The sequence below is a fragment of the Microbacterium sp. OR21 genome, assembly GCF_047306785.1.
Classification (GTDB): domain Bacteria; phylum Actinomycetota; class Actinomycetes; order Actinomycetales; family Microbacteriaceae; genus Microbacterium; species Microbacterium esteraromaticum_E.
On sequence record NZ_JAZEXJ010000002.1, the window covers coordinates 131766 to 155876 of the forward strand.

Consider the following 24111-nt stretch of genomic DNA (forward strand, 5'->3'; position numbering starts at 1 on the left):
GCCTTCGAGCTCATCGGAAGGGTCAACGGCGTGTGGCGTGTCGCCGAACCTGCGGTGAACGACTCATCGCCCGAAGCGGCGGTCGCGGTCTGCGAAGTCGCGGATGGCGCGCAGGAAGTCGACCTCGCGCAGGTCGGGTCCGAGCGCCTCGACGAAGTAGAACTCGCTGTGCGCGCTCTGCCAGAGCAGGAAGTCGCTCAACCGCTGCTCACCGCTGGTGCGGATCACCAGGTCGGGGTCGGGCTGTCCTCCCGTGTAGAGGTGCTCGCCGATCATCTCCGGAGTGAGCTGCGCCGCAAGATCCTCCAGGGAGCCGCCGGAGGCGTTGTGCTTGGCGATGATGCTGCGCACCGCATCGACGATCTCGTTGCGCCCGCCGTAGCCGACGGCGAGGTTCACATGAAGGCCGGTGTGTCCGCTGGTGCGCCGCTGGGCATCCGCCAGCACGTGCGAGAGCTCCGGAGGCAGGATGTCGGCGCGTCCCACGTGCTGCACCCGCCACTCGCCGTGCTCGGCCAGCGAGTCGGCGAGCTCGGCGATGATCTCGATCAGGTCGCCGATCTCCTTCGAGTCGCGCTTGAGCAGGTTGTCGGCCGAGAGCAGGTAAAGCGAGACGACGCCGATGCCGAGCTCGTCGCACCAGCCGAGGAACTCTCGCATCTTCGCGGCGCCCGCGCGATGCCCGGCTGCGGCGCTGTCGAAGCCGAGCTGCCGCGCCCACCGGCGATTTCCGTCGATCATCATCGCGACGTGGTGCGGCGCCTTCGACACATCGATGCGACGTCGCAGGCGTCTCCCGTAGAGCCGATAGAGGGGACCTCTTCCCGAGCTCTCGCGTGCAGTCACGTGCCTACGCTACCGCCACCGGCGCCGAGCCCGCGCAGCACTCAGAACATGTACCGCGGGCGGCATGCGGCCGAACGTAGAGTGAGCGGGTGAGCACCCGATCCTCCGGCAACGCCGACGTCCCTGAGCTGCCCCTGATGGAGGCGGCCGCGGTGGATGCCGCGGCGGAGGTGAAGCCGAGCTGGCGAGGGTGGATCCACGCGGGCACCTTCCCGGTCGCGATCGCCGCGGGCATCGTGCTCATCGCCCTCGCGCAGGGTGTGCCGGCCAAGTGGGCGGCGGCGGTCTTCATGGCCACGTCTCTGCTGCTGTTCGGCAACTCCGCGCTGTATCACCGCTTCAACTGGGGCCCGACGACGAAGGCCGTCCTCAAGCGCATCGATCACGCGAACATCCTGCTGCTGATCGCCGGCACCTACACCCCGCTCGCAACGCTCGCCCTGCCACCCGAGAAGGGCCTCGTGCTGCTGACCGTGGTGTGGAGCGGCACGGTGCTGGGCATCCTGTTCCGCGTCTTCTGGATCAACGCACCGCGCTGGCTGTACGTCGCGCTGTACCTCGCGCTGGGCTGGGCGGCCGTGATGTACATGGTCGACCTGGTGCAGGCCAACGTCGCCATGATGGTGCTGGTCTGCGTCGGCGGGCTGCTGTACACCGTCGGGGCGATCATCTACGCGATGAAGAAGCCGAACCCGTGGCCGGGGCACTTCGGCTTCCACGAGATCTTCCACGTCTGCACAGTGCTCGCCTTCCTCTGCCACTGGACGGCCTGCCTGCTCATCTCGCTCGACCCGCTTTCCCCTTCGCTCGGTCTCGGCGGCTGACACCCCCTGACGGCGGCCCGGCGCCCGGATGCCGTCGCGGAAGGTAACCCGCGGCGCCTGTCACGTGCACCGGGGATACGCTCGAATCGACCGTCACAAGCGAGGAGCGAGAATGGCCGAAGTCGAGAGCTTCACCCTGGATCACACCGCTGTGAAGGCGCCGTACGTGCGCCTCATCAGCGTCGAGCACGGGCCGAAGGGAGACGCGATCTCGAACTTCGACGTGCGCTTCGTGCAGCCGAACGAGGGCGAGATCCCCACGGCCGGCCTGCACACGATCGAGCACCTGCTCGCGAGCGTCGTGCGCGATCGCATTGACGGTCTCATCGACATCTCGCCATTCGGCTGCCGGACCGGTTTCCACGCGATCTTCTGGGGTGAGCCGGCCGTGGCGGACGTCGTCGCGGCGGTGCGCGGCGGCCTCGAGTTCATCGCCGAGAACGCCGAATGGAGCGATGTGCCCGGCGTGTCAGCGGTGGAGTGCGGCAACTACCGCGACCACAGCCTGCACAGCGCGAAGGAGTGGTCGAAGACCATCCTCGATCAGGGCATCAGCCTCGACGCGTTCGAGCGCGTCGGCGTCTGAGCCGGGCGGGTCTCAGCGGCCGTTCGCGTCGCCGTCGGTCTGCTCGCGCAGCGCCGCCTGCTCGGCATCCAGCTCCTCGCGCACCTCTTCGCGGTAGCGCACGCGCCGGATGCGGCGGTTCATGTCCCAGATCAGCAGCACGACGGCGGCGACGATCAGCACGATCATCGCGAAGCCGGCGAATCCTGGAGTCACCGAGTTCGGGTCGACCGTCATCGACGGCGTCGGCATCGGGGTGTTCTCACCGAACAGGATCATGGTCCGCCTTCTCCTCGCAGGTCGAATAACCTGGAAGTCCAGCCTATCCGCCGTCCACACCCGGGAGAGACGTGACCACCGCACGCGAGCTCGATGAGCGATACGGTCGCACGCCGAGGCGTCGCCTCCCCTGGATGATCTTCGGCGCGGTCGCCGCCGCCGCCGTCGTCGCGCTCGGCTGGACGATCGTGGCGAAGCAGATGACCGCGGTGGATGCCGATGACCTGGGCTTCACCGTCGTCGACGCGCACACCGTCGAGCTGCACTTCCAGTTCACCGCGCCGCAGGGTGCGGATGTCGCCTGCGCGGTCGAAGCGCAGGATGAGGAGTTCGGCATCGTCGGCTGGAAGATCGTCGAGATCCCGGGCGGCGAGCATCACACCAAGGGCGTCGCGGTCAGCATCCCGACGGTGGCCGAAGCGACCACCGGTTTGGTGAACGCCTGCTGGGTCACCTAGAATCATCCGAAAGATGACCGACGCCCCGGCCCACGCCGGGGCGTCTTCGCATATCCCTCGGGTCAGCACTCCGACCCGATGTCCCCAAGCCCCTGAAGGGGCCCGCTACGTAAGGAGCACGCTGTGTCCACAGACGCTCAGGTCCCTTTCCTCACGCAGGAGGCCTACGACCGGCTCGCCGAGGAGCTCGAGCACCTCTCGACGGTCGGCCGTGACGAGATCGCCGCCCGCATCGAAGCGGCCCGCGAAGAAGGCGACCTCAAGGAGAACGGCGGCTATCACGCCGCGAAGGACGAGCAGGGCAAGCAGGAGGCGCGCATCCGCACGCTGCAGCAGCTGCTGAAGACCGCGAAGGTCGGCGAGGCGCCTACCAGCCGCGGCATCGTCGAGCCCGGAACGGTCGTCACCGCGCTGGTCGCGGGCGACGAGGAGGTCTTCCTGCTCGGCAGCCGAGAGATCGCCGCCGGCGGCGACCTCGACGTGTACAGCGAGGCGAGCCCGCTCGGCCAGGCCATCATCGGCCTGAAGGTCGGCGACAAGTCGAGCTACGAGGCGCCGAACGGGCGCGCGATCAGCGTCGAGATCACGGGCGTCGAGACCTACACGGGCTGACCCGCACCGCTCACTCGTGAAACGGCGGGGTGCTCCGATCGGAGCACCCCGCCCTTTCGCATGCCGAGCGCTCAGTCGGGCACGACGACCGGCTCGAACCCGGCCCTGCGCAGGGTGTCGAGGGCCAGCTGCGTGTGCTCGGGTCCGCGCGTCTCGATCGAGAGCTGCAGGATCATGTCGCTGATCTGCAGACCGTGGCCGTGCCGGGTGTGCAGCACCTCCATGACGTTCGCCCCCGCCTGGGCGAGCAGGTCGGACACCTGAGCGAGCTGTCCGGGACGGTCGGGAAGCGGGATCCGGACCGTCGCGTACCGGCCGGATGCCGCGAGACCGTGCGCCACGACGCGCTGCAGCAGCATCGGGTCGATGTTGCCGCCCGACAGGATCGGCACCGTGACGCCCGTGTCGTGCACCTTTCCGGCGAGGATCGCCGCGACGCCGACGGCGCCTGCGGGCTCGACGACCACTTTCGCGTGCTCGAGCAGCACGAGCAGCGCCCGCGCGATGTCGTCCTCGGTGACAGTGACGACCTCGTCGACCAGGTCGCGGATGATCTCGAACGGCACGTCGCCCGGTCGGGCGACGAGGATGCCGTCGGCGATGGTGGGGTGCGTCTGGATCTCGATCGGGCTGCCCGCTTCGAGCGAGGGCGGCATGGCCGCCGCGTTCTCGGCCTGCACGCCGATCACCCGGACGGTGCGACCGGCGGCGGCGGCCGCGGCCTTCACCGCCGCGGCGACGCCGGCGATCAGCCCGCCCCCGCCGATCCCCATGATCACGGTGTCCACGTCGGGGACGTCCTCCATGATCTCGAGGCCGAGCGTGCCCTGGCCGATGACGATGTCACGATGGTCGAACGGGTGGATCAGCACCGCGCCGGTGCGCTCGGCGAACTCCGCGGCGAGGCGCAGCGAGGTCGCCACCGTCTCGCCCTCGAGCACGACCTCGGCCCCGTATCCGCGCGTGGCGAGCAGCTTCGGCACCGGAACGCCGAGCGGCATGAAGATCGTGGCCGGGATGCCCAGCATCTGCGCGGCGAGCGCAACGCCCTGCGCGTGGTTGCCGGCGGACGCCGCCACGACTCCCCTGGCCCGCTCCTCGGCGGTCAGGCGCGACAGACGATACGTCGCGCCTCGCACCTTGAACGAGCCGGTGCGCTGCAGATTCTCCATCTTGAGCATCACCGTCGAGCCGAGCGTCTCGCTGAGAGCGCGGGAGAGCTCGGTCGGCGTACGGGAGATCACCCCGTCGAGACTCGCCGCGGCGGCGGTGAACTCGGCCAGGCTGGGAACTGCTGTCATCGATTCCTCCTCTGCCGCTCCCGCGGCACTGTGCTCCAGATGAGATCCTCCGCGGCGGGCTCCCGCCCGGTGCGCCATGCTCCCGAGCCGATCGTCACCGCCGCGACGTTGACGAATGCGGCGAGCGGCACCGCGAAAAGGGCACCCGGGATGCCCGCGATCATGGCACCGCCGGCGACGACGAGCACCACGGCGAGGGGGTGCACCTTGACGGCCGATCCCATAAGGATCGGCTGCAGGATGTGGCCCTCGAGCTGCTGCACGAGCAGCACCACGCCGAGCATGAGCAGTCCGATCACCGGGCCGTTGTAGACCAGCGCGAGGAACACCGCCACGGCCCCCGTGACCACGGCGCCGACGATCGGCACGAACGAGCCGAGGAACACGAGCACGGCCACCGGGATCGGCATCGGCACACCGAGCAGAGCGGCGCCGAGGCCGATGCCGATGGCGTCGATGGCGGCGACGAACATCTGGGTGCGCGCGTAGTCGACGACGGTCGCCCATCCGTTGCGCGCGCCCGCATCGGCGGCGGGACGTGCGATGCGTGGGAAGAGCTTCAGCGTCCAGCGCCAGATGCCGCCGCCGTCGGCGAGCAGGCAGATGAGGATGAACAGGGTGAGCAGCGCGCCGGTGACGATGTGAGCCGCGGTGCCGGTGACGGCGAGCGCTCCGTTGAGCAGCAGGTCGGCCTGCTCGTTCAGCAGGCCCATGCCCTGCTGGATGTAGCCGTCGATCTGCTTCTCGGTGAGGTGCAGCGGACCCTCGAGCAGGAAGGTGCGCAGCTGCGCGATGGCATCCGCCGTCTTGGCCTGCACCTCGGGAAGCTGGGCACGCACCTGCCAGACCACCAGCCAGAGCAGGCCGGTGACGACGCCCAGCGTGCCGATCACGGTGATGGCGATGGCCAGCCACCGCGGGAATCGGGCGCGCAGCATGAGCTGGAAGGCGGGCCACAGCAGGGCGGTGACGAGGATGGCTATCAGCAGCGGGATGACCAGCAGCTTGAGCAGCATCACCAGCCAGATGAACAGGGCCAGCAGGCCGGCGATGACGAGCAGCCGCCACGAGTAGGCGGCGGTGACGCGGAGCGGCGCGGGAACGGCTTCGTCGGCCTCTGTGGTGACGGTGCGGTCGAGCACCGGCGGATAGTGGCGGAACGGATTGCGGAACCTCGGTCTCAGGTCGTCGCTCATTGTGCAATTCTACGTACGGGTCGAATCGGGCTCATGCCGCGTGTCGGCGGGTGCGTATAGCCTGGCGCGGTGACGGCCCACCCTTCCAACACCCTCAGCGCCGCCGAGGCGCGTCGCATGGCTCTGGCCGCCCAGGGCTTCACCAGACGCCGGCCGGATGCTGTGGCGCCGCGCCACCTGCATCGGGCGATGGATCACCTTGGGGTTCTGCAGATCGACTCCGTCAACGTGTTCGCCCGGTCGCACTACATGCCGATGTTCTCCCGGCTGGGTGCGTACGACCCGGCGCTGCTGGATCGCACCTTCCTGTCACGCACGACCCACTACGTCGAGTACCTCGCTCATGAGGCGACCTTCATGCCGGTCGCCGACTGGCCCCTGTGGGGCTTCCGCATGCGGGAATGGCAGCAGCGCGCGGCCCGCCCCGACGCCTGGATGCATGCGCACCGGCGCACCCTCGACTGGGTTCGGGACGAGCTGCGCTCCCGCGGCGCGCTGCGTCCGGTGGACCTGCGCGACGATGCTCCCCGTGAGCGCGGCTCGTGGTGGGACTGGGATGAGGCCAAGATCGCGCTCGAGCACCTCTGGCGCTGCGGCGAGGTCGCCATCGCCGGTCGGGTGGGGTTCGAGCGCCGCTACGGGCTGGCCGAGCAGATCATCCCATCCGGCATCCGAGACACCATGGTCACGCGCGACGCTGCGATCCGCGAGCTGGTGCGGCGCGCTGCCCGCTCGTACGGCGTCTCGACGATCGCCGATCTGAACGACTACTACCGACTGCGCGACCAGTCGGCCGTGCGGGCGGCGGTGGCCGATCTCGTCGACGCCGGCGAACTGGACCCGGTCGTCGTGCGCGGGTGGGAGCGCGCCGGGAAGCCCGTCGCCGCGTGGCGCCACCGCGACGCGACGCTGCCGCGCCGCATCGATCGCGCGGCGCTGCTCACGCCGTTCGATCCGGTGGTGTGGTTCCGCGATCGAGCGCTGCGGGTGTTCGGCTTCGACTACCGGATCGAGATCTACGTGCCCGCCGAGAAGCGGCGATACGGGTACTACTCCCTGCCTCTGCTCGTGGGCGACCGGGTCGTCGGACGCGCCGACCTGAAGGCCGACCGCGCCTCCTCGACGCTGCGCGTGCAGTCGGCGTGGTGGGAGGCGCACGCCAGACCCGAGGCGGACGCCGAGCACATCGCCCAGGAGCTCGTGCGGGCCGCGCGATGGCAGAGTCTGGAGCGGATCAGCGTATCGGGGTGGGGCGACGCGGCGGATGCCCTGGCGAGCGCGCTGCACGGCTCCGACACCGCCGTCGACCGTCACGTGCACCCGCGGGAATGAGAAGAGGGTCGATGCGACGTCGTCGCATCGACCCTCTTGGCGTCAGAACTGCACGCGTGGCGGCTCGGAGATCGCGCCGTCGTCGCTGACCTCGAAGAACTCGCGCTCGCTGAAGCCGAGGCCGCGGGCGAACAGGTTGTTGGGGAACACCTTGATCTTGGTGTTCAGCTCGCGCACCCCGCCGTTGTAGAAGCGGCGCGCGGCCTGGATTTTGTCTTCGGTGTCGACGAGCGAGTGCTGCAGCTGCAGATAGTTCTGGCTGGCCTGCAGCTGCGGGTACGCCTCGGCGACCGCGAACAGGCTGCGCAGCGCCTGCTGCAGGTGCCCCTCGGCGACCCCGGCCTCAGCGGGCCCGGAGGCGGAGAGCGTCTCGGCGCGTGCTCGGGTGACTCCCTCGAAGACCTCCTTCTCATGCGCGGCGTAGCCCCGCACGGTCTCGATGAGGTTGGGGATCAGGTCGGCTCGTCGCTTGAGCTGCACGGTGATGCCGCTCCACGCCTCGTCGACGCGCACATTCAGCTGCACCAGCGAGTTGTACGTCGACCACAGATAGATGCCGACGAGCAGCAGTACCGCGACGATGATCAGTACCGGCCACAGCCATTCCATGCAGAGTCCCCCTCGTGAATCGACATCCATCCTATGCGCGTATGACTGCGCGTCGGCTGGACGACAGGCCGTGCTCAGGCGCCGAGAATGCGCTCGAGGTGACGATTGCCGAACAGTCGATCGGGGTCGAGCCGGTCCCGCAGCGCGACGAACTCATCGAACCTCGGGTATCGCTCGCGCAGCTGGTCTGCGCCGAGGGTGTGCAGCTTGCCCCAGTGCGGGCGCCCGCCGTGGGCGAGCATGATCTGCTCGACGGCGTCGAAGTACTCGCGCGGATCGGCGTGCCAGTAGCGGTGCACGGCGATGTAGCCGGTGTCGCGGCCGAACGCGGTCGACAGCCACAGGTCGTCGGCGGCAGCGAAGCGCACCTCCACCGGGAACTCGATGCACCATCGGCGCTGTTCGATGAGTCGCCGCAGCTCATCGAATGCCGGACCGACGTTCTCCGCCGGCAGGGCGTACTCCATCTCCCGGAAGCGCACGTCGCGGCGGTGGACGAGCACGCGATGCGACTGGTCGGAGTACGCCGCGTCACCCGTGACGGTGACCGCGAGACGGTTGAAGGGCGGGATGACGGACGGCACGACTCGGCTCACCGCGCAGAACGCACCGAACAGCCCGTTCGCGAGCAGGGTCTCGTCGATCCACCGCTTCACCGGCGGCCGCGGGTGGCGCCGGGCCGACTCGGGGAGCCGCGTCTGGGTCTTGGTGAGCGCGAGGTCGGTGTGCGGGTGCCAGTAGAACTCGAAGTGATCCGCATCCGCCACGCGCTCGCGCAGCGACCCGAGCGTCTCCTCGAGCGGGGCGGGCGCGTCCACCGCGTGCATGACGAAGGCCGGTACGCACTGCAGCGTCACCTCGACGACGATGCCGAGCGCGCCGAGTCCGACGATCGATCCCGCCAGCAGGTCGCTGTTGCGGTGCTCGTCGATGCGCAGGAACTCGCCGGCGGCGGTGATCAGGGTCAGTCCGCGCACCTGCGTGGCGATGCCGCCGAAGCGTGCCCCGGTGCCGTGCGTCCCGGTCGAGATGGCGCCGCTGATCGACTGGCGGTCGATGTCACCGAGGTTCTGCATGGCCAGCCCATAGGGCTTGAGCAGGGCGGGGATGCGATGCAGCCGCGTGCCCGCGAGCAGGGTCACCCGGCCGCTGACGGCATCGGCCGAGACGAGCCCCTGCAGATCGTCGAGTTCGAGCAGCACCCCGGGGGCCGCGGCGATCCCCGTGAAGCTGTGCCCCGCGCCGACCGCCTTCACGGTGAGCCCCTGGGCTGCGGCGGCGATGACCGCGCGCTGCACGCCCTCCGGCGAGCGGGGTCGCTCCACGCGCACCGGACGCACCGCAGCGGTGCGCCCCCAGTTCCGCCAGGTTCCGCCCGGTTGCGTCATAGGAATGCCTTTCCCTCACCGCGATAGGTGGGCAGCTCGCCGATCACCGCGCCGTCCGAGACGAGATGGTAACGATCGATCCGCTCGGCCGGCTCGCCGCTCTTGGCGTGTCGGAACCAGACGCGGTCGCCCACGCGCAGCTCCCGCGCCGCCGCGCCGCGCAGCGGCGTCTGCACCTCACCGGCGCCCTCCCGCCCGAGCGTCTGCAGCCCCGCCGGCCACGCCGGAAGCGGCTGGCGGGATGCGAGTGCAGGCCCCGACGCGACCCACCCGCCGCCCAGCACGGTCGCGATGCCGGCGGTCGGCTTGCGCACCACATCGAACGCGAAGGCCGCGGCAGGCGCGGGCTGGAAGGCGCGGTAGCCGTCGAACAGGTGTCCGGCCAGCAGCCCGCTGCCCGCGGTCGCCTCGGTGAGCGATTCGTCGCTGCCGGTGAACTCCAGCGAACCGGTGCCCCCTCCGTTCAGGAATTCCAGCGGAGCGACGTCGACCATCGCCTCCGCGATCTCGGCACGGCGACGGATCAGCTCGTCGCGGGAGCGCGCCTGCACCATCCGGATGACGGGCGCATCGACGCCCGCGGCGTCGCCCTGGCCGGCGATCTGCGCCTCGTACATCTGCAGTCCCACGAGCCGGAACCCCGGACGCCGAGCGACCCGTCTGGCGAAGGCCACGACGTCGGATGCCGAGTGCAGCGGCGACCGCCGCACCCCGATGTGTCCGAGGGAGGGCGAGCGCAGCGAGGCGTCCACGTCGATGGCGACGCGCACGTGCGGACGCGACCCGGCAGCCGCGATCGAGTCGATGAGGTCGAGCTGCGCGAGATCGTCGATCATCAGCGTGATGCGGGCCGCCGCCTGCTCATCGGCGAGCAGGCGGCTCAGACCCGCCCGATCGGCGGTCGGATAGCCGAGCACGATGTCGTCGTGCTGCTCGGCGAGCCAGAGCGCTTCGGCGAGCGTGAAGGCGAGGATGCCGCGGTAGCCCGGGATCTCCAGCACGGCGTCGAGCACGGCGCGCACGCGCACGGATTTCGTCGCGACGCGGATCGGGATGCCTCCGGCTCGCACCAGCAGGTCCATGGCGTTGTGCCGCAGAGCCTCGCGGTTGATCACGGCGACCGGCGCGGGCAGATGCGCGGTCGCGTCGGTCAGGGCCGGCCAGTACAGATCGGGCGTGAGCCAGGGCGCGTCGGCTGCCGACGGCCTGCCTGCGGTGAGATCGAGCACTCCCCCACCATACGACGCGGCCCGCGACGTGCTCCGTGCCGCGGCGTCGATAGGCTGAACCGCGGGCCCCCATAGCCCAACGGCAGAGGCAGGCGTCTTAAACACGCTTCAGTGTCGGTTCGAATCCGACTGGGGGCACAGATGCGAGAAGGGCCCGTCCGATGTCGGACGGGCCCTTCTCGCATCGCAGGTCAGACCTGGACGTCGACGTTCTCGGCTTTCGTCTTCGCGGGCGCCTTCTTGGCCGCCGGCTTCTTGGCTGCGGGCTTCTTCGCGGCAGGCTTGGCGGCATCCGCCTTGGCTGCGGGCTTCACGGCATCCGCATGAGCGGCGGGCTTGCCGGCATCCGCCTTCGCCGTGTCCTTCTGCTCGGCTGGCGCGGCAGCGGGGGCCGCCGCCGGACGCGGCCGTGCCGCGAACTCCTCGAAGGCCGCGCGCGGGTGCTGCACGGCGGCGAGGTTGGCGAAGTCGCGGCCGAGCCACAGGTTGTTCCACCAGCCCCAGAGCACGCGCCACTTGCGCTCCCAGGTCGGCATGGCCAGGCCGTGGTAACCGCGGTGCGCGACCCAGGCGATGAAGCCCTTGAGCGCGATCTTGCCGGACTGGAAGACGCCGTTGTAGAGGCCGAGACCGGCGACAGCGCCCAGGTTCTTGTGGAAGTACTCCTTGGTGCCCTCGCCACGCAGCACGGCGACGAGGTTCTTCGCGAGCAGCTTGGCCTGACGCACGGCGTGCTGCGCGTTCGGCACGCAGGTGCCGTCGGGCAGACCGCCGGTCTTGTCGGGAACCGCCGCGATGTCACCGGCGGCCCAGGCGCCCTCGACGGGGTTGCCATCCGCGTCGACGACGCGCAGGTCGGTGCGGGCGCTGATGCGACCGCGGGGTTCGGTGGGCAGGTCGCCGCCGCGCACCACGGTCGGGTTCGCCATGACGCCGGCGGTCCAGACGATGAGGTCGGTCGGGATGACCTCTCCGGTCGACAGCTCGACGTCGCCGCCGACCGCGCTGGTGACCTGGGTGTCGAGGTGGATGAAGGCGCCGCGCTTGCCGAGGTCCTTCATGACCCACTTGCTGGTCTCGAGCGACACCTCGGGCATGATGCGCCCCATCGCCTCGATGAGATGGAAGTGCGTGTCGTCGAACGACAGCTGCGGGTACTTCGAGATCAGCGACGAGGCGAACGAGCGCAGTTCGGCGAAGGCCTCGATGCCGGCGAAGCCGCCGCCGACGACCACGACGGTCAGCAGACGATCGCGCTCGGGGCCGGCGGGGATCGCCGCCGCCTTGTCGAAGTTCGACAGCAGCCGGTCGCGCACGGCGACGGCCTCTTCGATGGTCTTCATGCCGATCGCGTTGTCGGCGATGCCCGGGATCGGGAAGGTGCGCGACACGGCGCCGGCGGTGACGACGATCTGGTCGTACGCGAACTCGTACGGCTCGCCGATCGGCGGCGTGATGGTCGCGACCTTCTTGGCGTGGTCGATGCCGGTGACCTTCGCCGTGATGACGTTGGTCGTCTTGAGGTGACGACGGTGCGTGACGACCGCGTGGCGCGGCTCGATCGAACCGGCGGCGACCTCGGGCAGGAACGGCTGGTACGTCATGTACGGCAGCGGGTCCACCATCGTCACATCGGCCTCACCCTTGCGAAGGTGCTTCTCGAGCTTCCACGCGGTGTAGAAACCTGCGTAGCCTCCGCCGACAATCAGAATGCGGGGTGCAGTGCTGTTCTGAGGCACAGGGGGACAACTCCTCGTCGTCAGGGGGTGGGAGTGCGTCTACCGCGCTCCGATCGGATGCGCCGGGCAGCTGCGGTGACGCCAAGCGCTACCAGGATACCAGGCACGGTGAGCGCCAGCAGAGGCAGGGTACCGTACCGCAGCGATTCGGGGGTCGGCAGCAGCGGCGACCCGGCCTCCGGAGGCTGCTCGACGGGCGGAAGCGGAGGCACCTCGACGGCCTGCGACGTGGCGTCGGGCTTCGGCTGCTCGGGGGCCTCGGCCCGGCGGTACACCCGCACCCACTCCCTCAGGTCGCCCATCGGGTTGCTGCTGACCGTGGGCAGCGAGGCCGTGACCGCGGCGTGCGCGTCAAGCAGGCCGTAGCCGTACAGCGGGTCGGGTGTGCCGGTCATGTCGGGTACCGGGACGGCCGTCCTGATGAGGCGGTTGATGACGTTCGCCGCGTCCAGATCGGGGTGCGCGGCGCGCACCAGCGCGGCGGCCCCGGCGACGATGGGAGCCGCGCCGCTCGTGCCGTCCCACGAGCGCAGGGTGCCGTCGGCCGAGACACCCAGCAGAGACTCGCTGGGCGCCGAGATGCCGATCGTGATGCCCTGGGTGGATGCCCCCTGGCTGGCGATCCCGGTCTGATCCACCCCGCCGACGGTCAGCACTCCCGGGATGGTCGCCGGCGCGCCGATCATCGACGTGCCGCTGCCCCGGTTGCCCGCGGCGACGATGACGACGACGTCGTGCTCGAAGGCGTACAGGAAGGCCTCGTCCCAGCTCTCGTCCCAGTCGAGGGTGTTGGTGGTGAAGGACAGGTTGATGATGTCGGCGCCGTTGTCGACGGCCCATCTCATGCCGTCGACGACCTGCTCGGTGAACGGCACCGTCGATGACGAGCCGGGGAATCCCATGGAGACCGACAGGAGCTGCGCCTCCGGCGCGACGCCGATCATGCCGGTGCCGTCGGGATTGCCGCGTCCGGCGGCGAGGGAGGCGACCCACGAGCCGTGGTTGGGATCACGCACGCCGACGGGGGTGCGCCCGTCGGGACTGCCCACGCCGGACACGTCAGTGCCGCCTGCGACCGCACCGTCGAAGATCACCGGCGGCTTGCCGATGCCCGTGTCGATGACGGCGATCTTCACGCCCTTGCCCCGGGTCACGCTCCACGCCTGCCGGATCTTGGCACCGTCGAGCCAGTACTCCAGCGCCCGTTCGGGATCCTTCGGATCGTCGGGGATGGGCGGCGGAGTCGGCGTCGGAGTCGCGGTCGCCGTCGCGACCGCCGTGGGCTGAGAGGTCCCCGTCGACGGGTCGGCGGCCCACGCCGGCGTCGCGGCGAAGATCACGGATGCCGCCATCGCCGCACCCGCGGCGATGCCACGAAGCATCCGCTCGGCCGTCATCCCGCCTGGTCTCCCCGCGCGGCACCCGGGTCGACGCATGCGCAGCGCTCGGGCGACCAGCTCGAGCGCTCCAGGGCGGCATCCCCGACCGGGTTCACACCGGGACCGGCGGCGAGGGCATGACCGGCGAGAGCGTGCAGGCACTTGACGCGGGTCGGCATGCCGCCGGCCGAGATGCCGTCGATCTCGGGCACGTCGCCGAACTGTGCGCGATCGGCCAGGTACGCCTCGTGCGCGCGGAGGTAGGCGGCGGCGACGTCGGGGTCGTCCTCGAGCATCCGGGTCAGCTCCGGCATCACCTGGGTCGCCTCGAGCGTCGACATGGCGGCGGTGGCCGCGGGGTGCGTCAGGTAGTAGAACGTCGGGAAGGGCGTTCCGTCGTCGAGACGGGGCGCCGTGGCGACCACGGTCGGATTGCCGCAGACGCAGCGCGCAGCGATGCCGACGACGCCGCGGGCGGCCCGGCCCAGCTGGTTCGAGACCACGGCGATCTCAGCGGCGGTCGGCGTCGGGAAGGGAGGTGTCGTCACCCCACCAGGGTACGGGAGGGTCGCTGTGCGCCGACGCACCCTAGCGGTTCGGCGCCTCGACCGCCGTCTTCGCCAGGCCCGCCGAGGTCAGCCCGCGCAGCAGCTGCGGCATCCAGTCGGCCGGACGCTCCTCGAGCTCGTCACTGACCTCCTGCTGCTCGGGCGGCAGGTCGGCGGGGTCGAGATCGAAATCGATCAGGTACGGCACCTCACCGGGCTTGACGTAGTAGAGCCGCTCCCGCGCCTGGGTGGTGATGTACGCCGGATCGTCCCAGCGGTCGCGCTCGCGCTCGAGCTCGGCGATCTGCTCTTCGGTCACCTGCACCGAGTTCTCGAGAGCGGCGATCTTCTGCTTCTGCCCGAGGTACGTGCCGATGGTGGGCACGAGCACCCAGGTGCCGAGCACGACCAGCGACAGCATGATCACCGCGAAGCCCGACAGGCGGATGCCGCCGGCCCACTCGCGCACGTCGACCGTGCGACCCGTGGTCGCCGGGCGCCCGCTCGAGCGCTCTCGGGCCGATGCTGCGGGCCGGGACGCCGAAGGAGGAGGAACCGGGCGTCTGGCCATGCTCCTCCTCCTTCGTTCGTTCAGATCAGCGCGTGCGCTCCGGCTCAGGCCTGGAAGCGCGGGAAGGCGGATGCGCCGGCGAACACCGCGGCGTCACCCAGCTCCTCCTCGATCCGCAGAAGCTGATTGTACTTCGCGACGCGCTCGCTGCGAGCGGGCGCACCGGTCTTGATCTGACCTGCGTTCGTGGCGACGGCGAGGTCGGCGATCGTGGTGTCCTCGGTCTCACCCGAACGGTGCGACAGCATCGCCGTGTAGCCCGAGCGCTGCGCGAGGCTGACGGCGTCGAACGTCTCGGTCAGGGTGCCGATCTGGTTGACCTTCACCAACAGCGAGTTCGCGACGCCGCGCTTGATGCCGTCGCCGAGACGCTCGGGGTTGGTGACGAACAGATCGTCGCCGACGAGCTGCACCTTGCTGCCGAGCGCGTCGGTGAGCTGCTTCCAGTTGTCCCAGTCATCCTCGGCGAGCGCGTCCTCGATCGTGACGATCGGGAAGTCGTTCACCAGCGTCTGGTAGTACTCGATCAGCTCGGGGCCGGTCCAGTCCTTGTTGTCGAGGCGGTACACGCCGTCGGTGAAGAACTCCGTCGCGGCGACGTCGAGGCCGAGGGCGATGTCCTTGCCGGGGGTGAAGCCGGCCTTCTCGATCGCCTTGATGAGGAACTCGAGGCCCTCGCGGTTGCTGGGCAGGTCGGGGGCGAAGCCGCCCTCGTCGCCGAGGCCGGTCGCGTAGCCGGCGGCCTTCAGCTCGCTGCGCAGCACGTGGTAGGTCTCGACGCCCCAGCGCAGCGACTCGGAGTACGTGTCGGCGCCGATCGGGGCGAGGAAGAACTCCTGCATGTCGATGCCGTTGTCGGCGTGCTCGCCGCCGTTGATGACGTTGAACAGCGGCACGGGCAGCAGGTGCGCGTTGGGTCCGCCGAGGTAGCGGAACAGCGGCAGGTCGGCCGAGTCGGCCGCGGCCTTGGCGACGGCGAGGCTCACGCCGAGGATGGCGTTGGCGCCGACGCGCTTCTTGTTGTCGGTGCCGTCGACCTCGTTGAGGATCTCGTCGACGACGCGCTGCTCGCTCGCTTCGACGCCCTCGATGGCGGGCCCGAGCTCGTCGATGACGGCCTCGACGGCCTTCAGCACGCCCTTTCCGCCGTAGCGGCCCTTGTCGCCGTCGCGCAGTTCGTACGCCTCGAAGGCTCCGGTGGATGCACCGGAGGGGACGGCGGCGCGCTGGACGACACCGTCATCGAGCAGCACCTCCACCTCGACGGTCGGGTTACCGCGCGAGTCGAGAATCTCTCGTGCGCCTACAGCCTCGATCAGTGCCACAGAAGTGCTCCTTCGAAAGGGAGGGAAAGGTGGTGGTGGAGCGACGTCGATCCGCGCTTCAGTCTAGCCGTGCCCGTCGTCGCGGCCCGGGCGCATGTCAGACGACGAGGGCGACGGCGATGCCGTCCCAGCCCTTGACGCCGACCGTCTGCAGCGCGGTCGCATCGAAGCGGGGGTCCTCCGCCAGCATCCGCAGCCCCTCGCGTGTGCCGATGACCTTGGTGTCGGTCGTGGCGTCGTTCACGATCTCGCCGTCGCGCCCGATGTTGTCGAGCACGACCACGGTGCCCGGATGCCCGAGGCGGGCGGCCCAGTCCAGGTACAGCGTGTTCGACTCCTTGTCGGCATCGATGAACACCAGATCGAATCCGCCCACGAGGGTCGGCAGCACGTCCTCGCCGCGCCCGACCCGGATCTCGACGCGATCGCCCACCCCCGCCGCGTCGATGCTGGCACGCGCGATATCGGCGTTCGCGTGCTCGGCCTCGATCGTGACCACGCGACCCTGCTCGCCGACGGCGCGCGCCATCCAGATGGTGGAGTATCCGCCGAGCGTGCCGATCTCGAGCACGCGGCGGGCGCCGCTGATCCGCACGAGCAGGTTCAGCAGCTTGCCGGCGACCGGCGCGACCTCGATGTCGGGCATCCCCGCTGCCCGCTGCGCTTCGAGCGCCTTCTCCAGGTCGGGGTCGTGCCCGACCAGCAGGTCGGAGAGGTACTCGTCTGCGGCGCGCCACGCGTGCGGGGTGGATTCGACCATGCGCCCAGCCAAGTCGCCCCGCGGGCCGAGGTCAAGCGGGAGGAGCGCTGCGCGGCGCCGCCGGCGCGGCGAGAGCGGGCTGTCGGCCGAACTGGCCGGTGAGGAGCAGCACGACGGTCACCAGCGCGCACGCGATCCATCCGGACGCCCCGAGTGTGAACGCCAGCGCGGGATCAGGCCGCGTGCCGGCCGCGTACAGCAGGGTCGGCAGGCCCGCCGCCGCGTTCACGGCGCCGTGCGCGAAGACCGCCGGCCACACCGACCCCGATCGCAGACGCAGCCAGCCGAGCAGCACTCCCCATGCCAGGCATCCGGCCGTCATCAGCAGCACCCCGGTGATGTCGGTGCGGCCGAAGTTGTGGCCGAGCAGGATGATCGGCGCGTGCCAGAGACCCCAGACGGCGCCGCTGATCAGCAGCGCCGGCCATGTGCCGTATCGACGCAGGGCGGGAACGAGGAAGCCGCGCCAGCCGATCTCCTCGCCGAACGCGGCGACGGCGTTGACGGTGACGGCGGCGACCGGAAGCGCGAGCAGCTGGGCGGTCACCAGGATGCCGAGCGGCGGGAGTGCGACCGCCCCGCCCGGACCGGCTTCCAGCACCTCCGCGAACCCCGAGAAGGTGACGAGGTCGAGGGTGATCCAGCCGCACAGGGCCGCGATGGCGAGCGAGAGCACCACGACCGCGATCGTGCCGAACAGGCCGATGACGCTCATCCAGATCACGCGCTTCACCGGACGCAGCGGCCAGATGCCGAGGAATCGCAGGCGCTGACCGCGGGGCACCGGTCGCAGCACGAGCATCACGAAGAGCACCGCGACAGCAGGCGTGTACATCATGACCGGCAGCACCAGGCCGGCGAGCGGACTGGCCAGCCCGTCGCCCAGCCAGAGCGGCAGCGCCACCAGCCACGCCAGTCCCATCGCGATCACGATGTAGCCGATGATGGCGGCGAGGCCCACCTCGGGCATCCGGTCGGTCGAGTGATCTGTCATCGCTTCTTCTCCGCCCCTGCCGCACCCCGGTGCTCGAGGTGGGCCTGCAGGGTCGCGGCAGCCGTCTCGGCGCCGTCGACCGTGACGACGACCGCACCCTTGTCACGGCGTGCGACCTCGACGCCCGGTCCGGTGCGCAGCACGATGCCGGTGCGACCGTCGACGCCTGTCCGCCAGCCGACTCCACCGAACTCGGCGAACGGATGGCATTGGATCGCGCGCACCGAGGTGATCTCGTCGAGCGGCACGTGCAGACGGGGGAACCCGAGCTGCGAGCGCACAGTGAGGCCGTCGGCACCGGCACGAACACGGAACGAGAAGGTTGCTGCAAGGGCGAGCCCGACCACGACGAGCACGAGCAGTGGGATCCACACCTTTTCGGGCGCCTGGAGCAGCAGCACCGCGCTCGCTCCGATCAGGACGACGCAAGCCAGCCCGATGGCGACCACGGCGGCGCGCGCCATCGACGCCCGCCCGAGCCAGACCACCCGCTCCCCCGCGGCGATCGATGCCAGGTGGGCGGTCTTCAGGGGTGCGACCGGCGCCGACTCGATGTCGGGCTGCAGCACCCACCCGGCCGCCGAGAGCACGAGCAGGGCACAGAACGCGCCGATCAGCACCGGAAGCACGTTCGTCGCCGCCGCGGCATCGGCGAGGCCGCGCTGCAGCCAGACGGATCCCGCGGCCGTGATCGCACTGAATCCGGACAGGCCCAGCGCGAGGGCGCCGAGGAAGCGAGCGGTGACACCCCACTGCGTGCGGGTCATCGTCAGGGTCGTCGTCACCATCAGCAGCGGAAGTCCGATTCCGATCGCGATGGCGAGCCACAGATAGGTGGCGGGTGGCCCGAAGCCGTCTACGCCGTCGGCGCTCCAGTGGACGGCGGCCGGGTCGGGCAGCTCGGGCAGCCAGAGCGCGATGAGAGCGACGACGATCGCGGTGAGCACCGCGGGGATCACGAGCCCCACGACGATCAGCGCGCGGCGTGCGCGTCGCACGTCGGCGGTCGCGTCCGTGTGGACGACGGGGTCGAGGGAGGGCGTGGTCACGAGCTCATCTCCTTGATCAGTGCGGCGAGGGTGGCGGGGGTGACGCCGAGCGCGGCGGCGCGTCGCACGAGAGCGGCGATCTCTTCGGCGAGTTCGGCGAGCGGCGCCGCCGAGGCCGACACCACCGCGCCGCGTCCGCGACGCAGCTCGACGAGACCCTCGTCGCGCAGCTCCTGGTAGGCGCGCAGCGCCGTGTGCACATTGACCTCGACGGCTTCGGCCAGGTCGCGGGCGGCCGGCAGCCGCTCCCCTGGTCCAATCCGGCCGGCGAGCACCTCCCTGCGCACCGACGCAGCGATCTGCTCGAACAGCGGGCGCGGGCTGTCGGGGTCGACTCTGATGAGCATGTGCACCTCCTGCGCATTACTCTAGTGCCACTAGATCAACTAGGGCAAGTAGATCACAATGGCATGACCTCTCAGTCGGCGCGCGCGCATCGCGTCACCGGCTGTTCACCCCGCGATGGGAACATGGTCGGATGCCTCTCGCCCGCCGCCTCACCCTCGCCGACGCCACCGCGATCGGACTCGGGTCGATGATCGGCGCCGGCGTGTTCGCCGTCTGGTCGCCGGCGCTCGGCGTCGCCGGGTCCGGCATCCTCATCGCGCTGGCGATCGCGGCGCTGGTCGCGTTCTGCAACGCCACCTCATCCGCGCAACTGGCCGCCGTGCATCCGGTGGCCGGCGGCACCTACGCCTACGCGCGGGCTGAGATCGGGCCCTGGACCGGATTCATCGCCGGATGGTGCTTCGTGATCGGCAAGATCGCCAGCTGCGCCGCGATGGCGATGACGTTCGCGGCCTACGCCGCGCCGGAGGGCTGGCGCACCACGGTCGCGGTGCTCGCGGTCGCGACCCTGGCCACGGTGAACTGCTTCGGGGTCACGCGCACCGCGCGGCTGACGCGCATCCTCGTGGTCGTCTCGCTGCTCGGGCTGGCGGCGGTGGTGGCATCCGGATTCGCCGCCGCTCCCACGGCCGCGCCGGCTCCCCTCCCCGACGGGACCGCCTACGGCGTGCTGCAGGGGGCGGGGCTGCTGTTCTTCGCGTTCGCCGGGTATGCGCGCATCGCGACCATGGGTGAGGAGGTCATCGACCCCGCCCGCACGATTCCGCGCGCGATCGTGCTCGCCCTCGGCGGCGCGGTCGTCGTCTACACCCTGGTGGCGGTGACGGTGATGCTGACTCTCGGCGCGGATGCCGTCGGCAGCCCGCATCCGCTCGCTGACGTCGCCGCGACCACCGGCTGGGAGTGGGCGAACCCCGTGGTGCGGGTCGCCGCGGCGACCGCCTCGCTGGGTGCGCTGCTTGCTCTGATCACCGGCATCGGGCGCACCACGCTGGCGATGGCGCGGGAGGGCGACCTGCCGCGGTTCCTCTCGGCCATCGACGCGCGGTGGCAGGTGCCGCAGCGTGCGGAGATCGTCGTGGCGATGGTCGTGATCGCCATCGTGCTGCTCACTGATCTGCGCGGAGCGATCGGCTTCTCGTCGTTCGGGGTGCTGCTGTACTACCTCATCGCGAACGCCTCGGCGTTCCGCCAGCGGGCCGACGTGCGCCGGTATCCGAGGGCGCTGCAGGTGGTCGGCGCATTCGGCTGCCTGGTGCTCGTCTCGACGCTCCCGGTCGTCGCCTCACTGATCGGCACCGGCGTCGTGCTGGCCGGCGTCGGCTATCGGATGCTGCGGTTGAGGCTCGCCGCACGCTGACCGTCGCTCAGGACAGCGGCCTGACCTCGGCTGCGCCGGGCTCGTCTCCGGAGCGCACCGACGCGAAACCGGTGTACCCGTCGGCCGCCGCCCGCTCGAGCAGCGCCTTCAGGTTCTTCGGGCGGCGCTCGAGGCGCACGCGTGCGACGCCGTCGCGCAGCAGGGCCGACTTGTGCGCGAGCAGCTCGGGAACGGTCACGTCGGCGTCATGCACGAGCACCACGGCCTGTGCCGCCTCGACCTCGCGCTCGGCGACCAGGTCGACGATGCGCTCGAATCCGATCGAGAACCCGACCGCGGGCACCTGCTGACCCAGGAAGCGGCCGATCATGCCGTCGTAGCGCCCGCCGCCGCCGAGCGAGTAGCTCACCGAGGGGTGCGCGAGCTCGAAGATCGTGCCGGTGTAGTAGCCCATGCCGCGCACGAGGAAGGGGTCGTAGACGAGGGGCGGCTCCCCGGCATCCGGACGGGCGGCGACGACCGCCTCGCCGAGCGAGACGAGGTGCGCGACGACCTCGTCGGGCGCGCCCTCCGGCAGCGCCGCACGGATCTGCCGCTCGCCGTACGGGTCGTGCTGCAGGGTCTGCGGCCGGGTGAGGAATGCTTCGAACGCGTCGACGGCGGATGCGGTGACGCCGCGCTCGCGCAGCTCGGCGGCGACACCCGAGGCGCCGACCTTGTCGAGCTTGTCGATCGTGATGAGCACGCCGGGGCGCTCGTCTTCGGTGAAGCCGAAGCTGTCGAGCATCCAGTCCAGGGCGCGGCGGTCGTTGACGCGCACCGTGCCGCCTTCGAGGCCGAGGGCGTCGATCGTGTCGAGGGACGCCACGATCAGCTCGGCCTCGGCGCGCGAGGTCTCGTCGCCCATGATGTCGATGTCGCACTGCACGAACTGGCGGTAGCGGCCCTTCTGCGGGCGTTCGGCGCGCCAGACCGGCCCGATCTGGATCGCGCGGAAGACGGAGGGCAGCTGACCGCGGTTGGTCGCGTAGAACCGCGCGAGGGGCACGGTGAGGTCGTAGCGCAGACCCAGGTCGCTGAGCGCGGCGAGGTCGTCGGCGGCGGCGCGGATGCCGTCGGCGTCGAGGCCGCGGCGCAGGATGCTGTACGACAGCTTCTCGTTGTCGCCGCCGATCCCGGCGTGCAGGCGCCCGTGCTCCTCGACCACCGGCGTCTCGATCTCGTCGAAGCCGTGCGCACGGTAGCGCTCGCGGATGACGGCGAGCACGCGCTCGCGACGGGCCTTGTCAGCGGGGAGGAAATCGCGCATTCCGCGCGGCGGGTTCACAGTTGCCACCCGTCCATCTTCCCAGGTCGCGTGCACCGCGACCGCCGGCGGCGGCCGGCTTCGGTCCAGCGGCGTCACGGCGGGGAGCCACATGCCGGTCATGGGCTGCTCGCAACCGGCATCCGGCTCCCGGTCACGACGGCGCCACCTGCCACCGCCACCGCCACCGGCATCCGCACCGGCCCACCGCAACGACGTGCCCTGCGGATCGCGGGGAGTGCGCCGCGCCGAGCCGGAACGCTGCAAGACGAGCGATTCGAACGGGGTTCAGCCGCCGTATTCGGCGGCGCGGACGTCGGCCTCGAGCAGGCGGATGCGCTCGCGCAGCGCGCGCTCGGCATCCCACCCGTGCTGCTGCGCCTGGGCGACGAGGGCGAGCAGGGCCTCGCCGAGGTCGGCCTCGGATGCGAGTGCCGTTTCCGGTCGCTCGACCGGCAGCACCGGCAGCACCGGCAGCCGCGCGGCGCGCCCGAGCACCTTCTGAGCACGAGCCAGCGCGGGCATGCCGGCGGGCACTCCGTCGAGAACGCTGCGACGCTCGCGCTTCTCGGCCGCCTTCGCGGCGTTCCAGTGCACGAGCACCTCGTCCGGCGTCGTCGCGACGGCATCGCCGAAGACATGCGGATGCCGGCGCACCATCTTCTCGGTGAGGCCGCGGGCGACGTCATCGATGTCGAAGGGGTCGGATGCGTCCTGCGCGGTGATCGCCGCGTGGAACAGCACCTGCCACAGCAGGTCGCCGAGCTCTTCGCGCAGCTCGGCGCGGTCGTCGCGCTCGACGGCGTCGATCAGCTCGTGCGCCTCTTCGATCAGGTACGGGACGAGGTCACGATGGGTGATCCGCTGCGACCAGACGCACCGCTCGCGCACCTGACGCATCGTCTCGGCGGCGGCGCGCAGCGCGTCGGGTTCGGTCAGCGGATCGGTCATCGCTCACTCCACCGCTGCGGCGAGCCGGCGGTACGAGCGCGCCCGCGCGGTGACGACGATCGCCGAGAGCACGAGAGCGATGAGCGATCCGCCCAGCACGCCGAGGATCGCCTGATCGCGAACCTCGCCGTCGTCGGCGAAGGCAAGGTTCGCGAGCAGCAGCGAGACGGTGAACCCGATCCCGCCGAGGGTGCCGGCGGCGAGGATGTCGGGCAGTCGCAGTGCGGGCTCGGTGCCCTTCGGACGCAGCTGCATGCTCAGCCATCCGAAGATGCCGATGCCGATGATCTTGCCGACCGGCAGGGCGATGAGGATGCCCCAGAACGCCGGAGACAGCTCGGTCGGCGACACCTGCGGGATGACGACGAACGCCGCGACGAACGCGAAGACCGGGAGGATGACGCCGTTGACCGTCGGCTCCAGCGCGTGCCGAGTCTTCTCGGCCGGGGCGGGCGACATCGCCAGTCCCAGCATCACGCCGGCGATCGTCGCGTGGACGCCTGAGAGCGCCATGAAGCCCCAGACGATCACGCCGAGCACGCCCATCAGCACGGCGATCCCGGACGACCCGGTCTTCGCGACGACTCGGCTGAGCACGGCGAACACCACGACGCACGCGACGGCGAGCGCGAACATCAGCCAGTTCACGTCGTGCGCGAACAGCACGGCGATGAAGATGATGCCGATGATGTCATCGAGGATGGCCAGAGCGAGCAGGAAGACGCGCACCGCCGCCGGCAGACCCTTGCCGAACATGGCGAGCACGCCGAGGGCGAAAGCGATGTCGGTGGCGGTGGGGATGGGCCACCCGACGGCCGTGCCCTCGCCGGTCGCGGGCCCGGCGATGAGCAGGTAGATCGCGATCGGCACGATCACACCGCCCGTGGCGGCGATCGCCGGCTGCACGGCCTTGTGCGGCGAGTCGAGCTCACCGTGGGTGAGCTCGTGGCGCAGCTCGATCGCGACGACGAGGAAGAAGATCGCGAGCAACCCGTCTGCCACCCACTCCTCGATCGACAGGTCGAGCCCGGTGGCGGGGATGGCGATGTGCGCGTGCAGCACCTCCGCGATCGCGTCGTGCGTGGCGAGGTTCGCGAGAAGCAGGCCGAGGGCCGCCGCGGCGAGGAGGAGCGCCGCCGGGAACTGCTGACCGCGAAGGGGGTTGTCGGAGATACGCATCC

The 24111-nt window shown here is 70.5% G+C and carries 25 protein-coding genes and 1 tRNA gene; 7 read left to right on the forward strand and 19 right to left on the reverse strand.

The annotated features are described in order from the left end of the window. Window positions 1-63 precede the first annotated feature (63 nt). Window positions 64-846 (reverse strand): isoprenyl transferase, encoded by a 783-nt coding sequence (locus V2S04_RS05280; protein ID WP_413637394.1) that lies wholly within the window; start codon window positions 844-846, stop codon window positions 64-66. Window positions 847-983: 137 nt separating this feature from the next. On the opposite strand from V2S04_RS05280, the gene trhA reads away from it, so the two are divergent. Beyond that, on the forward strand, window positions 984-1670 hold the full coding sequence (gene trhA / locus V2S04_RS05285; RefSeq protein WP_413638104.1) for a PAQR family membrane homeostasis protein TrhA: 687 nt from the start codon (window positions 984-986) through the stop codon (window positions 1668-1670). A gap of 112 nt (window positions 1671-1782) precedes the next feature. Continuing rightward, window positions 1783-2256 (forward strand): S-ribosylhomocysteine lyase, encoded by a 474-nt coding sequence (locus V2S04_RS05290; RefSeq protein WP_340087989.1) that lies wholly within the window; start codon window positions 1783-1785, stop codon window positions 2254-2256. 12 nt (window positions 2257-2268) lie between these two features. Here V2S04_RS05290 and V2S04_RS05295 read toward each other — a convergent pair whose 3' ends face one another. Next, entirely contained in the window at window positions 2269-2514 is a 246-nt protein-coding gene (locus V2S04_RS05295) for a hypothetical protein (RefSeq protein WP_413637395.1), read from the reverse strand. Window positions 2515-2585: 71 nt separating this feature from the next. Here V2S04_RS05295 and V2S04_RS05300 point away from each other — a divergent pair, with 71 nt between their 5' ends. Next, window positions 2586-2972 (forward strand): DUF4307 domain-containing protein, encoded by a 387-nt coding sequence (locus tag V2S04_RS05300; RefSeq protein WP_413637396.1) that lies wholly within the window; start codon window positions 2586-2588, stop codon window positions 2970-2972. Window positions 2973-3095: 123 nt separating this feature from the next. Continuing rightward, entirely contained in the window at window positions 3096-3584 is a 489-nt protein-coding gene (gene greA, locus V2S04_RS05305; protein WP_110555105.1) for a transcription elongation factor GreA, read from the forward strand. Between the two features lie 71 nt (window positions 3585-3655). On the opposite strand, the gene ilvA is transcribed toward greA, so the two are convergent. Further along, window positions 3656-4885, reverse strand: a complete 1230-nt coding sequence (ilvA, locus tag V2S04_RS05310; RefSeq protein ID WP_413637397.1) for a threonine ammonia-lyase — start codon at window positions 4883-4885, stop codon at window positions 3656-3658. Next, the gene (locus tag V2S04_RS05315; protein ID WP_413637398.1) at window positions 4882-6081 is read right to left on the reverse strand and encodes an AI-2E family transporter; all 1200 of its coding nucleotides are present in this window, start codon (window positions 6079-6081) and stop codon (window positions 4882-4884) included. Before V2S04_RS05315 ends, ilvA begins: the two co-directional genes overlap by 4 nt. A gap of 69 nt (window positions 6082-6150) precedes the next feature. Here V2S04_RS05315 and V2S04_RS05320 point away from each other — a divergent pair, with 69 nt between their 5' ends. Continuing rightward, entirely contained in the window at window positions 6151-7413 is a 1263-nt protein-coding gene (locus V2S04_RS05320; protein ID WP_413637399.1) for a winged helix-turn-helix domain-containing protein, read from the forward strand. Window positions 7414-7455: 42 nt separating this feature from the next. On the opposite strand, the gene V2S04_RS05325 is transcribed toward V2S04_RS05320, so the two are convergent. The 3 genes from V2S04_RS05325 to V2S04_RS05335 form a co-directional block, all read right to left on the reverse strand. Further along, window positions 7456-8022: a LemA family protein gene (locus V2S04_RS05325; RefSeq protein WP_413637400.1), complete on the reverse strand. Its 567-nt coding sequence runs from the start codon at window positions 8020-8022 to the stop codon at window positions 7456-7458. A gap of 74 nt (window positions 8023-8096) precedes the next feature. Then, window positions 8097-9410 carry a D-arabinono-1,4-lactone oxidase gene (locus V2S04_RS05330; protein WP_413637401.1) on the reverse strand — a complete coding sequence of 438 codons (1314 nt, stop codon included), beginning with the start codon at window positions 9408-9410 and terminating at the stop codon, window positions 8097-8099. Then, on the reverse strand, window positions 9407-10639 hold the full coding sequence (locus tag V2S04_RS05335) for an alanine racemase (RefSeq protein ID WP_413637402.1): 1233 nt from the start codon (window positions 10637-10639) through the stop codon (window positions 9407-9409). Before V2S04_RS05335 ends, V2S04_RS05330 begins: the two co-directional genes overlap by 4 nt. Window positions 10640-10704: 65 nt before the next feature. Between V2S04_RS05335 and V2S04_RS05340 the strand changes: the two genes are divergently transcribed. Then, window positions 10705-10777: transfer RNA gene (locus V2S04_RS05340), tRNA-Leu, on the forward strand. Between the two features lie 53 nt (window positions 10778-10830). On the opposite strand, the gene V2S04_RS05345 is transcribed toward V2S04_RS05340, so the two are convergent. The 9 genes from V2S04_RS05345 to V2S04_RS05385 form a co-directional block, all read right to left on the reverse strand. Continuing rightward, complete coding sequence (locus V2S04_RS05345; protein WP_413637403.1) at window positions 10831-12378, reverse strand: NAD(P)/FAD-dependent oxidoreductase; 1548 nt, start codon at window positions 12376-12378, stop codon at window positions 10831-10833. Window positions 12379-12398: 20 nt separating this feature from the next. Next, a complete protein-coding gene (locus V2S04_RS05350) occupies window positions 12399-13775 on the reverse strand; it encodes a S8 family serine peptidase (RefSeq protein WP_413637404.1) in 1377 nt (458 codons plus the stop codon). Beyond that, window positions 13772-14305, reverse strand: coding sequence for a DUF501 domain-containing protein (locus V2S04_RS05355; RefSeq protein WP_413637405.1), 534 nt, complete (start codon window positions 14303-14305; stop codon window positions 13772-13774). Before V2S04_RS05355 ends, V2S04_RS05350 begins: the two co-directional genes overlap by 4 nt. 40 nt (window positions 14306-14345) lie before the next feature. Further along, the gene (locus V2S04_RS05360; RefSeq protein WP_413637406.1) at window positions 14346-14876 is read right to left on the reverse strand and encodes an FtsB family cell division protein; all 531 of its coding nucleotides are present in this window, start codon (window positions 14874-14876) and stop codon (window positions 14346-14348) included. Window positions 14877-14920: 44 nt separating this feature from the next. Continuing rightward, complete coding sequence (eno, locus tag V2S04_RS05365; protein WP_413637408.1) at window positions 14921-16201, reverse strand: phosphopyruvate hydratase; 1281 nt, start codon at window positions 16199-16201, stop codon at window positions 14921-14923. A 97-nt stretch (window positions 16202-16298) separates the two neighbouring features. Continuing rightward, on the reverse strand, window positions 16299-16961 hold the full coding sequence (locus V2S04_RS05370; protein WP_413637409.1) for an O-methyltransferase: 663 nt from the start codon (window positions 16959-16961) through the stop codon (window positions 16299-16301). A 31-nt stretch (window positions 16962-16992) separates the two neighbouring features. Continuing rightward, entirely contained in the window at window positions 16993-17955 is a 963-nt protein-coding gene (locus V2S04_RS05375) for a CPBP family intramembrane glutamic endopeptidase (RefSeq protein ID WP_413637410.1), read from the reverse strand. Next, window positions 17952-19004, reverse strand: coding sequence for a DUF1648 domain-containing protein (locus tag V2S04_RS05380; protein ID WP_413637411.1), 1053 nt, complete (start codon window positions 19002-19004; stop codon window positions 17952-17954). The genes V2S04_RS05375 and V2S04_RS05380 overlap by 4 nt, the downstream gene beginning before the upstream one ends. Beyond that, a complete protein-coding gene (locus V2S04_RS05385) occupies window positions 19001-19351 on the reverse strand; it encodes a GntR family transcriptional regulator (protein ID WP_413637412.1) in 351 nt (116 codons plus the stop codon). Before V2S04_RS05385 ends, V2S04_RS05380 begins: the two co-directional genes overlap by 4 nt. A 131-nt stretch (window positions 19352-19482) precedes the next feature. Between V2S04_RS05385 and V2S04_RS05390 the strand changes: the two genes are divergently transcribed. Then, a complete protein-coding gene (locus V2S04_RS05390; RefSeq protein WP_413637413.1) occupies window positions 19483-20712 on the forward strand; it encodes an APC family permease in 1230 nt (409 codons plus the stop codon). A gap of 7 nt (window positions 20713-20719) precedes the next feature. Here V2S04_RS05390 and hisS read toward each other — a convergent pair whose 3' ends face one another. The 3 genes from hisS to V2S04_RS05405 all read right to left on the reverse strand — a co-directional run bounded on the left by hisS (window position 20720) and on the right by V2S04_RS05405 (window position 24109). Then, the gene (gene hisS / locus V2S04_RS05395; RefSeq protein ID WP_413638105.1) at window positions 20720-21982 is read right to left on the reverse strand and encodes a histidine--tRNA ligase; all 1263 of its coding nucleotides are present in this window, start codon (window positions 21980-21982) and stop codon (window positions 20720-20722) included. Between the two features lie 285 nt (window positions 21983-22267). After that, window positions 22268-22930: a MazG family protein gene (locus tag V2S04_RS05400; RefSeq protein ID WP_413637414.1), complete on the reverse strand. Its 663-nt coding sequence runs from the start codon at window positions 22928-22930 to the stop codon at window positions 22268-22270. 3 nt (window positions 22931-22933) lie between these two features. Next, window positions 22934-24109, reverse strand: coding sequence for a Na+/H+ antiporter NhaA (locus V2S04_RS05405; RefSeq protein ID WP_413637415.1), 1176 nt, complete (start codon window positions 24107-24109; stop codon window positions 22934-22936). Window positions 24110-24111: the final 2 nt, after the last annotated feature.

Excerpts from the sequence above, each read along its gene's own strand:
- V2S04_RS05375 (WP_413637410.1), bottom strand. The coding sequence starts at position 17,955 with ATGACAGATCACTCGACCGACCGGATGCCCGAGGTGGGCCTCGCCGCC.
- V2S04_RS05325 (WP_413637400.1), bottom strand. The coding sequence starts at position 8,022 with ATGGAATGGCTGTGGCCGGTACTGATCATCGTCGCGGTACTGCTGCTC.
- V2S04_RS05295 (WP_413637395.1), bottom strand. The coding sequence starts at position 2,514 with ATGATCCTGTTCGGTGAGAACACCCCGATGCCGACGCCGTCGATGACG.
- V2S04_RS05330 (WP_413637401.1), bottom strand. The coding sequence starts at position 9,410 with ATGACGCAACCGGGCGGAACCTGGCGGAACTGGGGGCGCACCGCTGCG.
- trhA (WP_413638104.1), top strand. The coding sequence starts at position 984 with ATGGAGGCGGCCGCGGTGGATGCCGCGGCGGAGGTGAAGCCGAGCTGG.
- V2S04_RS05290 (WP_340087989.1), top strand. The coding sequence starts at position 1,783 with ATGGCCGAAGTCGAGAGCTTCACCCTGGATCACACCGCTGTGAAGGCG.
- V2S04_RS05390 (WP_413637413.1), top strand. The coding sequence starts at position 19,483 with ATGCCTCTCGCCCGCCGCCTCACCCTCGCCGACGCCACCGCGATCGGA.
- V2S04_RS05315 (WP_413637398.1), bottom strand. The coding sequence starts at position 6,081 with ATGAGCGACGACCTGAGACCGAGGTTCCGCAATCCGTTCCGCCACTAT.
- V2S04_RS05360 (WP_413637406.1), bottom strand. The coding sequence starts at position 14,876 with ATGGCCAGACGCCCGGTTCCTCCTCCTTCGGCGTCCCGGCCCGCAGCA.
- V2S04_RS05400 (WP_413637414.1), bottom strand. The coding sequence starts at position 22,930 with ATGACCGATCCGCTGACCGAACCCGACGCGCTGCGCGCCGCCGCCGAG.
- V2S04_RS05405 (WP_413637415.1), bottom strand. The coding sequence starts at position 24,109 with ATGCGTATCTCCGACAACCCCCTTCGCGGTCAGCAGTTCCCGGCGGCG.
- ilvA (WP_413637397.1), bottom strand. The coding sequence starts at position 4,885 with ATGACAGCAGTTCCCAGCCTGGCCGAGTTCACCGCCGCCGCGGCGAGT.
- V2S04_RS05385 (WP_413637412.1), bottom strand. The coding sequence starts at position 19,351 with ATGCTCATCAGAGTCGACCCCGACAGCCCGCGCCCGCTGTTCGAGCAG.
- V2S04_RS05350 (WP_413637404.1), bottom strand. The coding sequence starts at position 13,775 with ATGACGGCCGAGCGGATGCTTCGTGGCATCGCCGCGGGTGCGGCGATG.
- hisS (WP_413638105.1), bottom strand. The coding sequence starts at position 21,982 with ATGCGCGATTTCCTCCCCGCTGACAAGGCCCGTCGCGAGCGCGTGCTC.
- V2S04_RS05370 (WP_413637409.1), bottom strand. The coding sequence starts at position 16,961 with ATGGTCGAATCCACCCCGCACGCGTGGCGCGCCGCAGACGAGTACCTC.